The sequence below is a fragment of the Guyparkeria halopsychrophila genome, from assembly GCF_044582135.1.
Classification (GTDB): Bacteria; Pseudomonadota; Gammaproteobacteria; order Halothiobacillales; family Halothiobacillaceae; genus Guyparkeria.
This window is the reverse complement of the sequence record NZ_JBDODP010000010.1, coordinates 56,674-70,070: the sequence shown is the minus strand read 5'-3', so window position 1 is coordinate 70,070 and position 13,397 is coordinate 56,674. Positions and strand designations below refer to the sequence as shown.

The 13,397-nt window shown below is 64.1% G+C and carries 15 protein-coding genes; 9 read left to right on the top strand and 6 right to left on the bottom strand.

Annotation, left to right across the window (positions count from 1 at the left end; genetic code table 11):
* Positions 1-249: 249 nt before the first annotated feature.
* The 3 genes from ABGV18_RS06025 to ABGV18_RS06015 all read right to left on the bottom strand — a co-directional run bounded on the left by ABGV18_RS06025 (position 250) and on the right by ABGV18_RS06015 (position 2,025).
* Positions 250-1,197: a hypothetical protein gene (locus ABGV18_RS06025; RefSeq protein WP_396585243.1), complete on the bottom strand. Its 948-nt coding sequence runs from the start codon at positions 1,195-1,197 to the stop codon at positions 250-252.
* Between the two features lie 199 nt (positions 1,198-1,396).
* Positions 1,397-1,633 (bottom strand): sulfurtransferase TusA family protein, encoded by a 237-nt coding sequence (locus ABGV18_RS06020; RefSeq protein ID WP_396585242.1) that lies wholly within the window; start codon positions 1,631-1,633, stop codon positions 1,397-1,399.
* Positions 1,634-1,704: 71 nt separating this feature from the next.
* Positions 1,705-2,025 carry a rhodanese-like domain-containing protein gene (locus tag ABGV18_RS06015; RefSeq protein ID WP_396585241.1) on the bottom strand — a complete coding sequence of 107 codons (321 nt, stop codon included), beginning with the start codon at positions 2,023-2,025 and terminating at the stop codon, positions 1,705-1,707.
* Positions 2,026-2,345: 320 nt separating this feature from the next.
* Here ABGV18_RS06015 and ABGV18_RS06010 point away from each other — a divergent pair, with 320 nt between their 5' ends.
* From ABGV18_RS06010 to ABGV18_RS05990, 5 genes are all read left to right on the top strand, one after another.
* Positions 2,346-3,746: a M48 family metalloprotease gene (locus ABGV18_RS06010; protein WP_396585240.1), complete on the top strand. Its 1,401-nt coding sequence runs from the start codon at positions 2,346-2,348 to the stop codon at positions 3,744-3,746.
* A gap of 331 nt (positions 3,747-4,077) precedes the next feature.
* Entirely contained in the window at positions 4,078-4,458 is a 381-nt protein-coding gene (gene soxX, locus ABGV18_RS06005) for a sulfur oxidation c-type cytochrome SoxX (protein WP_396585239.1), read from the top strand.
* A 58-nt stretch (positions 4,459-4,516) separates the two neighbouring features.
* Positions 4,517-5,377, top strand: coding sequence for a sulfur oxidation c-type cytochrome SoxA (soxA, locus tag ABGV18_RS06000; RefSeq protein ID WP_396585238.1), 861 nt, complete (start codon positions 4,517-4,519; stop codon positions 5,375-5,377).
* Positions 5,378-5,694: 317 nt separating this feature from the next.
* Positions 5,695-7,500: a thiosulfohydrolase SoxB gene (soxB, locus tag ABGV18_RS05995; RefSeq protein WP_396585237.1), complete on the top strand. Its 1,806-nt coding sequence runs from the start codon at positions 5,695-5,697 to the stop codon at positions 7,498-7,500.
* Positions 7,501-7,724: 224 nt separating this feature from the next.
* Entirely contained in the window at positions 7,725-8,306 is a 582-nt protein-coding gene (locus tag ABGV18_RS05990) for a hypothetical protein (RefSeq protein WP_396585236.1), read from the top strand.
* 217 nt (positions 8,307-8,523) lie between these two features.
* Here the strand turns inward: ABGV18_RS05990 and ABGV18_RS05985 are convergent, their stop codons facing one another.
* On the bottom strand, positions 8,524-9,090 hold the full coding sequence (locus tag ABGV18_RS05985; protein ID WP_396585235.1) for an asparaginase domain-containing protein: 567 nt from the start codon (positions 9,088-9,090) through the stop codon (positions 8,524-8,526).
* Between the two features lie 238 nt (positions 9,091-9,328).
* Here ABGV18_RS05985 and ABGV18_RS05980 point away from each other — a divergent pair, with 238 nt between their 5' ends.
* The 4 genes from ABGV18_RS05980 to moaB are packed head-to-tail and all read left to right on the top strand — an operon-like array spanning position 9,329 to position 11,857.
* Positions 9,329-9,667, top strand: a complete 339-nt coding sequence (locus tag ABGV18_RS05980) for a DUF3579 domain-containing protein (protein ID WP_396585234.1) — start codon at positions 9,329-9,331, stop codon at positions 9,665-9,667.
* Positions 9,664-11,061: a 30S ribosomal protein S12 methylthiotransferase RimO gene (rimO, locus tag ABGV18_RS05975; protein WP_396585233.1), complete on the top strand. Its 1,398-nt coding sequence runs from the start codon at positions 9,664-9,666 to the stop codon at positions 11,059-11,061. Before ABGV18_RS05980 ends, rimO begins: the two co-directional genes overlap by 4 nt.
* Positions 11,061-11,303 (top strand): DUF3565 domain-containing protein, encoded by a 243-nt coding sequence (locus tag ABGV18_RS05970; protein WP_396585232.1) that lies wholly within the window; start codon positions 11,061-11,063, stop codon positions 11,301-11,303. The genes rimO and ABGV18_RS05970 overlap by 1 nt, the downstream gene beginning before the upstream one ends.
* Positions 11,304-11,335: 32 nt before the next feature.
* Positions 11,336-11,857, top strand: a complete 522-nt coding sequence (gene moaB / locus ABGV18_RS05965) for a molybdenum cofactor biosynthesis protein B (protein ID WP_396585231.1) — start codon at positions 11,336-11,338, stop codon at positions 11,855-11,857.
* Positions 11,858-11,869: 12 nt separating this feature from the next.
* Here the strand turns inward: moaB and ABGV18_RS05960 are convergent, their stop codons facing one another.
* Complete coding sequence (locus ABGV18_RS05960; protein WP_396585230.1) at positions 11,870-12,403, bottom strand: phosphatidylglycerophosphatase A; 534 nt, start codon at positions 12,401-12,403, stop codon at positions 11,870-11,872.
* Positions 12,400-13,368, bottom strand: a complete 969-nt coding sequence (gene thiL / locus ABGV18_RS05955; protein WP_396585229.1) for a thiamine-phosphate kinase — start codon at positions 13,366-13,368, stop codon at positions 12,400-12,402. The genes ABGV18_RS05960 and thiL overlap by 4 nt, the downstream gene beginning before the upstream one ends.
* Between the last annotated feature and the right edge of the window lie 29 nt (positions 13,369-13,397).

Sequence of the window (13,397 nt, the reverse complement as noted above, 5' to 3'; positions counted from 1 at the left end):
CTTCTCATTGAGTTTGCTCGAAAGCAAAGAGTACAACGCGATCAACGCAACCCATGACGACGGCAGCCCGCCCGGGCGGCGAGATCATCGCCGGCCGAGCAGGCTGCCATCAACCGCGGATGCGCCCGTTAGGGCCCGGCGGTCTCAATCGTAGACCTGCCAATATAACGTGTTATTGGACAGATTTCACCACTTTGGGGGCAATGCAGGCACCCACGGCGAGCGGCATCCGCCGATCGCCGGCAAGGATCAGAAGGAGCCGAAGCCACCGCCCGCGCTCCGCTCTTCCTGCTCGATCTCGCCATCGACGACCCCAAGCATCAGCTGGTTGACGGCATCGGGCGCCTTGCGCAGCTTAAAGAACGAGGCATCACCGCCCATCATGGGCAGATCGGGGAAGAACAACGCCATGCGAAAACGCAGACTGAGCGTTTCCGCGCCGGTGCCATCCAGCAGCACCGGGTAGGGCAGGAACGCATAACCGCGAGGCGCATCATGATCGACCGCCTGCACCAGCGCCGCCCCGTTCGCATTCGGATCGTCGGTGTGCATGCCCACGCCGTAGACCACCTGGTCGCGCCCCGGAATGCGCACACGGTAGACCAGCTCCGTGCCTAGTTCGCCGTTATCGGCACGACTGGCGATCTGCCGATCGGCGGCATCAAAGGAGTCAAACCCGCCGAGATCGATTGGGTCTTCGAAGGTCTCGAGCCCAAACGCGTACTGGTAGGTGCGCAAGTTGGTACTGGAGATGGGTTCGGCGCCGAAATAGCCGGTGGCCCCCAGTGCCCCCGCCATCGCCTGAAAGACGGGCTCGTTGTCCGATTCCAGACGGTAGCCGTGCGCCACATACTGCGGATGCTGGTAGGAGACGCGCGTGCCGCTGTCGGTTTGCTCGAGCGCTACGCTCAGGACCGCGCCGTAGCCCCCTCGCGGACTACGCGCCGCCGTGTCGAGCAAGACATCGTTGGTCACGACCAGGATATGCACGCCGTCGGTGGGCGCGTAATCACCCACCAACTCGAAACCCTCAGCGGCCAGCTTCTCGCGCGCCGTCTCCGCAGATGCCTCGACATCCCCCGGCAGCGCGGTTCCCTCGATGAATGGTTGAAATTCGGCCCGGACCAGTCCGGAGAACAGCAGGCCAAACATGAAGGCGCCTGCCAGCAGCAGGCGAATCGGGTGGGCATTCCCCATGGCTTATCACTCCCTTGTGTCAAATTCGTTATGTCGTTAGTTGTTGTCATTGACGAGCCCGACAATACGTCAGAACCCCCGCGAACGCCTAGCCCCGACCAGCGCCATCACTAACCGCACCGACGCCCGCTCACAACACAACGACCATGCATCCCCATCCTTGGCCCCCCTCGAAAACCGCCGAACCATTCCGACGGAACTACTCGCCGCGGATCAACTCGACTCGCAACTCGTCTCCCTGCCACTCGAGCCCCACCAACTCGTGGCCAGCGCGCTCGCAGTAGGCACGAAAATCACTCTCCGCACCGCGATCCGTGGCCCGCACCACGATCCGCTGCCCGGTCGCTGCCGTCGCCAGCGCCTTGCGCGCCTTGAGCAACGGCATGGGGCACGACAGCCCCCGGGCGTCCACCTCGATCGGCGCCTGTTCACTCATCGACACTCCCTCCGGCGGCAATCATAAAACGGGCCCGGGCAACCAATGCGCTCAAGCAAACAAGACAATGCCTACTGCTCCGGCGCCACCAGCGGCAGGCCCGAACCCGCCCAATACATCACTCCCCCTTCAAGATTGAAGAGTCGGTCGACACCCTGGCCCGCCAGGAACTGGCAGGCCTGCGCCGAGCGGGCACCGCTGTGGCAGTAGATGACCACGTCTCGATCGCCACGGAAACGATCCACGTTCATCGGCACCAGATGCAGCGGCACCAGGGCAGCCCCCTCGATCACGCCGCGCCCCGTTTCGGCCGGGCCGCGCACGTCGAACAGGGCGACCTCGCCAAGGCGCGCATTCAACTCATCGGCACTGATACTTTCGTAGGCTGCCATAATCGTCTCCAGACCGGTTCACGTAGGAATGCGCGGCAGTTTAGCGGCCTATGTCGCACCGCGTCCATCAACAACCCCATGAGCTGATTGAAATGCCAGTCGGAGCACGGCCGCCCAGGGGCTCCTCGGCGGCGTTACCGCGCAAGAAGGCGGAACGGCCCGTTAACATGACACGGAAAACCAGCACATTGACCCCGCGCGGGCCCCGCCGCATTCACGCCGGGCAGAGAGCCTTCCTCCCGCTCGGAAACCCGCACCAGGGCATTCGATCCAAGCGCAAACGAAAAAGCATCAACCACGGGAAGCACCACACGAAACCCATGACTCGACACCTCTTCAACCTGCTGTTGATCGCCTTACTGCTCACCAGCCTGCCCGGTCGCGCCAACGCCCAGCTACCGGAACTGGGCAACCCGGTCGACACCGTGCTCTCGCCCGCCGAAGAACGCCAGATCGGCGCGGAGGTTTTCGCGAAGTTGCGCGCCCGCGGGGCCGTGATCGAGGACCCCCTACTCGATTCCTACCTTAACGACCTCGGCATCCGCCTGATGTCCTCCGCCTCAGGCACGCACTTCGCCCCCCAGCTGGTCATCATCGACAACCCGACGATCAACGCCTTTACCGTGCCGGGGGGATACATCGCCATATTCTCCGGCTTGATGCTCGCCGCGGAGAACGAAAGCGAACTGGCCGGCGTGGTCGCCCACGAAATCGCGCACGCCACCCAGCGGCACATCGCCCAGATGGTCGCCGCCCAGACCGGCAACAGCATGACCGCCGTCGCCGGTTTTATCGCCGGTATCCTGCTGGGCGCCATCGACCCCCAACTCGGCGCCGCCGTCGCGACGGCAGGCATCGCCGGGGCGGCGCAGAATGCAATCAACTACACCCGCATGCATGAGCGCGAAGCCGACCGAATTGCCATCGACACCCTGCGCCGGGCCGATATCGATCCGCGCGGCATGGCCAGCTTCTTCGAGACGCTACAGCGACGGGCCGGCGCCGCTCCCGGGCGACAGTTCGAATTCCTGCGCACCCACCCGATGAACAGCGAGCGCATCAGCGCGATCCGAGACCGGCTTGCCGGGCTCAACAATGACCGCTTTGGCGCCACCGACAGCGAATCATTTCAGCTCGCCCGTGCGCGGCTGGCGGCACTCAGCGGCCGTAGCGGGCTCTCCCTGGACGGGCGAGGCGAAATCTATCGCCAGGCCATTGCCGCCCGGCGCGAGGGCAAACACGAGCAGGCCGTCGAGAAGCTGCGCCCGCTCTACCGCGGACAACCGGGCAACCGCTGGTACGCCCTGCCACTGGCACGGGCGCTGAACGACACCGGACAAACGCGAGAGGCCGACCGTGTCCTCGCGGATCTGATCTCGCTCTATCCCGGCGACACCACCCTGCTCCGCGTCGAAGTCGACTGGATGCTCGATCGCGGCGATACCAAAACGGCCTACCGGACCGCGCGGCAGGCTGTCGAAAACCGCCCCAGGGACGCCGAGGCCGCGCTGACACTCTCCCGTGCGGCCAGCGCCGCCAATCGCCCGCTCGAACATCACGAACAACTCGGCCGCTATTTCCTGCTCAAGGACAACCTGGTGGCCGCCCACCAGGAACTGGAGACGGCCTACACCTACACCGCCAACAACCCGCGCGCCCAGGCGCGCATCGAATCGACCCTGCAGGAGATCGAGCGGCGCGCCGGCCAAACAGATGAGTAAAACAGTCGGGTTTTTGCAGAAAGAGCACGGCACCGAGCCTGCCATCACGGGCCGGGCAGACGGCACATTGCCCGGCGCCCCTTTTAAGAGAGCAAACTCGGAAAAAACCGTCGGGATGTGATATTAATGATTACGCAAACCCCCTCATGACGGGGGCGGCGGGACGATGGAATTTCAACAAATGCTAATAATCAATCCATCATGTCGCCATAAATTATTTTTTATTGTCTCGAGTGTTTAGGCCACTAAAGTGGTAGACGTCGATTCGATGAATGAGACAACTCACCAAGGAATCTCGGCGCTGACACAGCGACCGCAGAGGAGGATAACAATGAAGAAGTTCACATCCGTGATCACCACGGCAGGCGCCGCCGCACTGCTTGCAGCCGGTATGGGTTTCTCCAGCGCCGCCATGGCGACCGACTCCGGCCTGTCCGAGTCCGCCAAGAAGGGCAAGGAAATCGCCTTTGACCGTGGCTCTGGCAACTGCCTGGCGTGCCACCAGATCAAGGGCGGCAACCTGGCCGGCAACATCGGCCCGGCCCTGATCGCCATGGAAGCCCGCTACCCGGACCGCGAAGATCTCGTGGCCGTGATCCATGATCCGCGCGACAAGTTCGGCGAACAGACCATCATGCCGCCGATGGGTGCAAACGAATTCCTGACCGACGAGGAAATCAGCCAGGTCGTCGATTTCCTCTACACCCTATAAGCACAGGTCTCAGGAATCAGAAAAAAAGCTAGACCCGAATCACGAGGAGATATTCATAATGAAACGCCTGTTTTCAAGCATGATCGCCGCCAGCGTTCTGGCCACCGGCGGCGCAATGGCCGAGCCGGCCAACCCGTCCGATCCGGAAGAGTTCCGCGCCCTGATGGTCGAATTCTACGAGGACCGCTACCCGGACGTCCCGTTCGAGGACTACAACATGGGCGTCTACGCGATCGATGAAGACGCCCGCTCGCAGTGGGAAGGCATGATGATCTTCCCGGAGACCGACCAGTACATCGCGGCCGGTGAAGAGCTCTGGAACGAATACCGCCTGCCGAACGGCAAGCCGCTGTCCTCCTGCCTGGGCGAAGCCAAGGGCCTGCGCGCCAGGTACCCGCACTACAACAAAGAGGACGGTGAAGTCCACAGCCTCGGTCTGGACATCATCAACTGCCAGAAGAACGCCGGCGAAGAGGCGGACAAGGTCTGGGATCCGAAGAACAACTACAAGAAGCTGGCCAACGTACTCGCCTACCTTGCAAGCGAGTCCAACGGCATGACCAACATGGTCGAGGCTGACAGCGAAGGCGCCAAGGCCGCCTACAACGAGGGCAAGGAAGCCTGGTTCCGTCGCACTGGTCGACTGGACAACTCCTGTGCCGACTGCCACCAGTACCATGGCGGCAAGTACGTTCGGGCCGAGCACCTGCACATGAACTTGGGCAACACCACCCACTTCCCGATCTTCCGCTACAGCAAGGGCAAGATGTACACCATGCACAAGCGGATCTACGGCTGCATCCGTGACACCGGCACCGTACCGCCGGCGCAGTACTCCGAGTACGCGCGCAACCTTGAGTACTTCATGTCCTTCAACGACAACGGACTGGAACTCAACGGTCCGGCCATCCGCAAGTAACCCAACGGGTTTTTGCTGGAATCGAAAAGCAGGCTTCGGCCTGCTTTTTTTGTGCCCGGAAAACGCCCACGAGGCCCGGACTGACCGGCGAAGGCCGTCAGGCCGACGTTTTCACGGTTCGGCATAAGTATTTTTTCTATCGTCGGGCTGGCCAGTATGGTTAAATGTCCCGGTTCAGTTTCCTGGCACTGGCCCCGACGCACGCTTCCGGCTTTGGGGCCCACCCAGGGAACCGCTAAAGATCCCAAGGATCCCGTCCCCTGCTGCATGCCGGGCCGGGAGCTGACCCAAACTGAAAACGTAAAGGGGAGTTTTCAATGAGTCTTTCTCGCCGCGAATTTCTGCAGATGCTCGCCGTGGCCTCGGCCGCCGGCATCAACCTCGAGACCGCCCAGGCCGGCACCGGCACCCAGCGCGTTGCGCGCTCCGTCAAGGCGAACAACGCCTCGAGCAACATGTACGAAGTGCCGCGCTTCGGCAACGTGTCGATCCTGCACATGACCGACATGCACGCCCAGCTCAAGCCGGTCTACTTCCGTGAGCCGAATATCAACCTGGGCGTGGGCTCGATGAAGGGCAACCCGCCGCACCTGGTGGGCGAGCAATTCCTCAAGTACTTCGGCCTGGAGCCGAACACCCCGGCCGCTCACGCCTTCACCTGCCTCGACTTCGCCGAGGCGGCCAAGAAGTACGGCAAGGTCGGCGGCTTTGCCCACCTGCTCACTCTGATCAAGCACATGCGCGAGCAGCGTCCGGGCGCTTTCCTGCTGGACGGTGGCGACAACTGGCAGGGCAACGCACTGGCCCTGTGGACCGACGCCCAGAGCCAGATCGACGCGATGAAGATCGCCAAACCGGACTTCTTCACCTCGCACTGGGAAGCGACCTACACCAAGGATCGCATGATGGAGGGCATCGCCGACCTCGAGTCCGCAACCGACATGGCCTTCGTCGCCCAGAACATTCTGGACAGCGACTTCTACGAGCGCGTCTTCAAACCGTATGTCATCCGCGAGCAGAACGGCGTCCAAGTAGCGGTCGTCGGTCAGGCCTTCCCGTACACCCCGATCGCCAACCCGAGCTGGATGGTCGAGGGCTGGACCTTCGGCATCCGCGACGACAAGATGCAGGACGCCGTCAACGCCGCCCGCGCCGAAGGCGCCGAGGTGGTCGTGGTCCTGTCGCACAACGGCATGGACGTGGATCTCAAGATGGCCAGCCGTGTCACCGGCATCGACGCCATCATGGGCGGCCACACCCACGACGCGGTCCCGACCCCGACCGTCGTCAAGAACAGCGGTGGCCAAACCATCGTCTCCAACGCCGGTTCCAACGCCAAATACCTCGGCGTGCTGGATCTCGATGTCCGCAACGGCAAGGTCCAAGACTACAAGTACCACCTGCTGCCGGTGTTCTCCGACTTCATCGAGCCGGACAAGGAAATGCAGGCGTACATCGACAACGCCTACAACCAGGAAATCACCTTCCAGGGCAAGACCTTCAACGCTGGCGAGCGCACCAGTGACGTCCTGGCAACCAACGACGCCCTGCTCTACCGTCGCGGCAACTTCACCGGCACCTGGGACCAACTGATCTGCGATGCGCTGATCGACGTCAACGACGCACAGATCTCGTTCTCCCCGGGCGTTCGCTGGGGCACCTCGCTGATCCCGGGCGAGCCGATCACCTACGACGACCTGATGACCGAGGTGGGCCTGACCTACCCGAACGTCACCGTCAACGAATTCACCGGCGAACAGATCAAGGGCATCCTCGAGGACGTCTGCGACAACATCTTCAACACCGACCCCTACTACCAGCAGGGTGGCGACATGGTGCGCGTCGGTGGCCTGAAGTACGCCTGCGCTCCGAGCGCGGAGAAGGGCAAGCGCATCCAGGACATGGAGCTGGGTGGCGAGCCGATCGACCCGAACAAGACCTACAAGGTCGCGGGCTGGGCCTCGGTTGCCGAGCCGGGCAACATCCCGGGCGACACCGGCGAGATGATCTGGGACCAGGTCGAGTCCTGGCTGCGTGACCAGAAGCACATCAAGCCGGTCCAACCAAACGAGCCGGTCCTCAAGGACGCAGAAGGCAACCCGGGCATCACCCACAAGTGCTGATCGTCCGTCAGTCTTCTTCCTGAAGACACCTCGCCTACAAAAGCCCCGCCATTCGGCGGGGTTTTTTTTGGCTCTTCACATTCGCCCCGTTCACCACGCTCTGCAAATGGCCCCGAAACGGTTGCACGAACCGCAACCAACCTTTAGGTTAAATTGGCTGACATTCCGTGCCGGGTGCCGTATCTGGCCACCGTCACGCGTTCATTCAAGACAGGAGACTTGACGTGAACGAACGCGTGTCGATCGAAGAAACCGACGCATCCCTCCCCCGCACGAAACGAACAACGCTCGAAGCACTCCTCGCTCCGGCCGATGTTCGCGTCAATGGCGACCGCCCTTGGGATATGCGCATTCGCGACAGTCGGGCCATCGACCGCAGCCTCGGCTGGGGCAATCTCGGCCTGGGCGAGTCGTTCATGGCCGGATGGGTCGAAATCGACCGGGTCGACCAGTTCGCCGATCGCGTGTTGCGCGCGGGCATTGAGAAGCAGGTCGGCAAGTCGCCGCGCATCTGGTGGCATGCGCTCAAGGCCCGGCTGTTCAATCACCAGTCCAAGGAAAAGGCCTGGGAGGTCGGCGAGCATCCTTTCCACGACGACGAGCGCCTCAGGCGCGTTGCCGAAACGGCGGACAAGGAGGTGGGCGTGCAGTACCGGTGCGACCTCACGGTCGAGGATCGTCGCAAGCTGAAAGACGCGGTGCGCGGCGTACGCCACGACTCGACCCGGCGTGAGACCTACAGGCGTTCTTCGACTGGCTGGGCGAACCGGGGGTGTTCCGCACCGTCAGCCGCGGGGGCTTGGTAATACGCCGACGTCTTCCCGCTGATCTTTCTCAAGATGAGCCTGCATGAGATCGTCGCCAGTGCGGGTCAACGCCTAAACATCGGCGTGCTCGAGGACATGAATCACCGCATTAAGGTCATCACACGAATGACCCACGGCTATCGCGATACCGCGATACCGCGTACTGCGTCCTCAAGATTCGGCATGCGCTTCACGGTAAAGTCCGATGAGCCCTCTTTTATGCTGATCGCGACGAGCTCGGCCGGAAGCACCCGTTTGCACGATCCTTCTGCAACTCTCCCAGCGGACGCACCAGCCCGCTCATCGCCAGGTGGACCCCCGACCGGGGTGTTCCCTGAACGAATCCCAGCGCCAGCCCGAGATTCAGTGCCGATTCGACCGGGTCGATCTCGTACGGACGCATGGCGCCCGTGATCACCACGCAATGCCGGGGAAATGCTTCGGCCAGCACCTCGCCCGTGCGCACCATCGTGTCGGTGCCATGCACCACCACGATCGGCGCATCCGGTCGTCGTCTCACCGCCCCGGTCAAGGCCGCGACGAGCGCATCGCGATCGGCATCTGTCATCTCCAGGCTATCCACGCACACGGGCTGGAGCCATTCGAGATCCAGGTTCATCTCGGCCGAATCCAGTATCGCGCCCACGGCCATCCCGCCCGGCTCGACGACCAACGCCCCGTCGGTGGGCCGATAGCGCTTGTTGAACGTGCCGCCCGTGTCCACCAGAATGATCGACAACGAACCATCCCGGTGCTCGTGACCACCTCCTTGCCGCGTTTCCATGGTGTTTCTCCTGCTTCCTTCGTCCGGCCGGATGCGTTTGTCGGCCAAGTGAAGTAAAATGGCCGATCGATTCTAAAGGAAGCGTCGAGCGCCCTGGGCATTGACCGGCCGGAAACGCCCGGTCATCGACCAACTCAGCGCCGGGATGGCCGCAGGCGGCCCGCGTAGGCGACCAGCCGCTCGACGCATTCAACACGCCCCATCCACATTCGGTGCAGGCCGAGCAAGCCACGACTTCATGGACAACCAGCCGAAACGCTACATCGTCGAGTCAGTGACCAAGGCCGGCGCCCGATTCCGCCCGAGTGACTGGATCGATCGCATCTCGAGCTGGGATGCGACGTTTGCCCAGCACCGTCTGGTCTACTCGCAACGGCTGCACCCGGTGATGCTCAACGGGCAGAAGGTTTTGGCCATCGAGCCGTGCCTCAAGACGGCCAACCGCCAGATGTTCGACTCGGTGATGCAGTTCATCGAGCGCAACAACCTCAAGGTGCACGTCCAGTATCCGGACGGCCATCTCGAGGAATACACCGGCGATAACGCCCCCACGTCACCGGACGCCGCCCCCTCATGACCCACAACCCGCCGCGCGTCGGCTTCGTCAGCCTGGGCTGCCCCAAGGCGCTGGTCGACTCCGAACGCATCCTCACCCAGCTGCGAGCGGAGGGCTACGCGCTGTCCGACAGCTACGAGGGCGCCGAGCTGGTGATCATCAACACCTGCGGGTTCATCGACTCGGCGGTGCAGGAATCGCTCGACACCATCGGAGAGGCCCTGGACGAGAACGGCCGCGTGATCGTCACCGGTTGTCTGGGGGGCCGTGACGAGGGCGAGCTGGTTCGCCAGACGCATCCGAACGTGCTCGCCGTGACCGGCCCCCAGGCCTATCGGGAAGTGATGGAGGCCGTCCATCAACACCTGCCGCCACGGTTCGACCCCTTCGTCGACGTGATGCCCGAACCGGGCAGCCAAGCAAAGAGCCCGGCCACCCGCGAACAGGCCAACGGCGAGACCCTGTCACTGGAAGAGGCCGTCGGCGTCAAGCTCACCCCGCGCCATTACGCCTATCTCAAGATTTCCGAGGGCTGCAACCACCGCTGCAGCTTCTGCATTATCCCCAGCCTGCGTGGCGATCTGGTCAGCCGACCGATCGGCGAGGTAATGACCGAGGCGGAGAACCTGGTCAACGCCGGCGTGCGCGAGCTGCTGGTCGTCTCCCAGGACACCAGCGCCTACGGCATCGACACCCGTTACCGGCTCGACTTCTGGGGCGGCAAGCCGCTCAAGACTCGCTTCCGCGAACTGGCGGCGGCCCTGGGCTCGCTGGACGCCTGGATACGACTGCACTACGTCTACCCCTACCCCCACGTCGATGATGCCGTCGAGCTGATGGCCGAGGGGCTGATCCTCCCGTATCTGGACATCCCCTTCCAGCACGCCAGCCACCGCATCCTCAAGCTGATGAAACGCCCGGCTTCCAGCGAGAACGTCCTCAAGCGGATCGCCAAGTGGCGAGAGATCTGCCCGGAGATCACGATCCGCTCGACCTTCATCGTCGGTTTCCCCGGCGAGACGGAAGCGGAGTTCCAGGAGCTACTGGATTTCCTCGACGAGGCCCAGCTCGACCGGGTGGGCGCCTTCGCCTACTCGCCCGTGGACGGCGCGACCGCGAACGACCTGCCCGATCCGGTGCCGGAAGACGTCAAGCAGGAACGCCTGGCGCGCTTCATGGAAAAGCAGGCGGCCATCAGCGCGGCCAAGCTGGCCAAAAAGGTGGGGCAACGCATGCCGGTGCTGGTGGATGCCGTGGACGACTCCGGCGCGGTGGCGCGCAGCATGGCCGACGCCCCGGAGATCGATGGGGTGGTCTACCTGCCGGAGATCACCGATGTCGCACCCGGCGATTTCCTCGAGGTAGAGATCATCGAGGCGGACGAGCACGACCTCTGGGGCGTGCCCGTCCCCTGATGACCCCGGCCGAGGCACCGCCACGAGCCATTCGTTCGTTCCATCGCGATGCCGAGGGCCACTGGTTCGCACGGCTGGAATGCGGCCATCACCAGCACACCCGCCACGACCCGCCGTGGATCAACCGCCCCTGGGTGGAACAGAGCCTGGGGCGCATCGCCATGCTGGGCACGACGCTGGCCTGCCGAAAGTGCGCCGACGGGGCCGAGCCTGACCCGGCACCCTACCCGGCAGCCCCGTAGGGAAATCGATGAGTCCTGGAGGGAAACCGACCATGAGCGAAGAACGCCACTTCAAGCCGCTGAACATCGCCGTCCTGACCGTCTCCGACAGCCGTACCCTGGCCGAGGATCGCTCCGGCGACCTGCTGGTCGAGCGCCTGGAGGGCGTCGGTCATCGGCTTTACGAGCGCGAGTTGCGCCCCGACGACATCTACCAGATCCGCGCGACCGTCTCGCAGTGGATCGCCGCCCCCGAGTGCGACGTGGTGATCACCACCGGCGGCACCGGCCTGACCGGCCGCGATGGCAGCCCCGAGGCCGTCTCGGTGCTGTTCGACAAGACCATCGACGGCTTCGGCGAGATGTTCCGCGCCCTGTCGTTCCAGACCATCGGCAGCTCGACCCTGCAGTCGCGGGCGACCGCCGGGGTGGCCAATCGCACCTACGTGTTCGTCCTGCCCGGCTCGACCGGCGCCTGCAAGGATGCCTGGGACAACCTGATCGAAACCCAGCTCGACTATCGCAAGCGTCCCTGCAACCTGGTCGAACTGATGCCGCGGCTCACCGAGCGGTAGCCCCCAGCGGTCTCAGCTAGCGATCGCGCCGATCCCCCACAGGCTCAACCAGACGGCCAGCAGGGCATACCCGCCCGCCAGCAGGTCGTCGAGCATGATACCCAGCCCGCCGTGCACGCGCCGATCCAGCCAGCTGATCGGCCAGGGCTTGATCACGTCGAACACGCGGAACCAGAGAAAGATCAGGGCCACCTGCCACCACGTCTCCGGCAACGAGACGAACACCAGCAGCACGCCCACGATCTCGTCAAAGACGATGCCACCGTGATCGTGCACGCCCAGGCGTCGGCTGGCCTCGCCGCAGAGGTAGACCCCGACGACAGACAGCACCAGGGTGACGGCAAGCAGCAGGATGATCACCGCCACGTCGCCCCAGGGAGCGGCCAGCATCATCAGCAGCCAACCCAGCAGGAGGCCGGGCAAGGTACCCACGGTGCCGGGCGCGCGCGGCGAGAGTCCCGTGCCGCCACCGAAGGCGAGCCACATCACCGGGCTGCGCCCGAGTTCGGCCACCCGTATCCGTCGTGAGGTCTTGCCGCCGGTCATGCGCCCTCCCCCGCGAAATGGTTGTAGCCGCGTTGACCCGGCAAGGGCCGACCACCCCGTTCCCGAATTTCGCCCACCGCGCCGGCTTCGTCCAGCCGACCGATCACCGTCAGATCCCAGGCCGGGTCGAGTGGCAACTCGGGCGGCAGGGCGAGCAGCAGTTCGTAGTCATCGCCCCCACCCAACACACGGCCGATGTCTGTGGGCCGGGCATCGAGCCAGCGTCTCGCCGCCGGCGACAGGGGGACGGCATCGAGATCGATTTCGGCCGAAAGCCCGCTGACGCTGAGCATGTGCCCGAGATCCTGTAGCAGACCGTCGGAGACATCCAGGCCCGCGGTGGCCACGCCACACAGGGCCTGGCCCACGGACAACCGCGGTTCCGGGCGGTCGAGTCGATCGAGGAGATAGTCACGATCGGAGCGGGAGAGATCGGACGGCGCGTGTCCGGTTTCAAGGGCCAGCACCAAGCCCAGTGCCGCATCGCCGATGGTGCCGGTGACGGCCAGCCGGTCACCGGCTCGGGCCCCGCTTCGGCGAATGGCCGTTCCGGCCGGCACGGAGCCCAAGGCGGTGATCGACAGGGTCAGTTGCGGGGCGCGCACGGTGTCCCCGCCGACCAGATCGCAGCCCCAGCGATCCGCTGCCGCCCGCAGGCCGCTAGAAAATTGCTGCAGCCAGGATTCGTTTGTCTCGGGCAAGCCCAGCGAGAGGGTGAAGCCCAGTGGGGCGGCACCCATCGCGGCCAGATCGGAGAGATTTACCGCCAGCGCCTTGTGGGCAATGGCATCGGGGGCGGTCGATGCGGGGAAGTGCCGGCCGGCGATCAGCATGTCGGTGGCGACCACCACCTGCTGCCCCGGTCGCGGGGCCAGGATCGCGGCATCGTCGCCGCCGGCAAGCGCGACCTCGGGGTTCGCCGGGGCCCAGTCGAAATACCGATGGATCAGGTCGAATTCCTGCATGTCGACCAGTGTCCTCCCGGACGACCCGG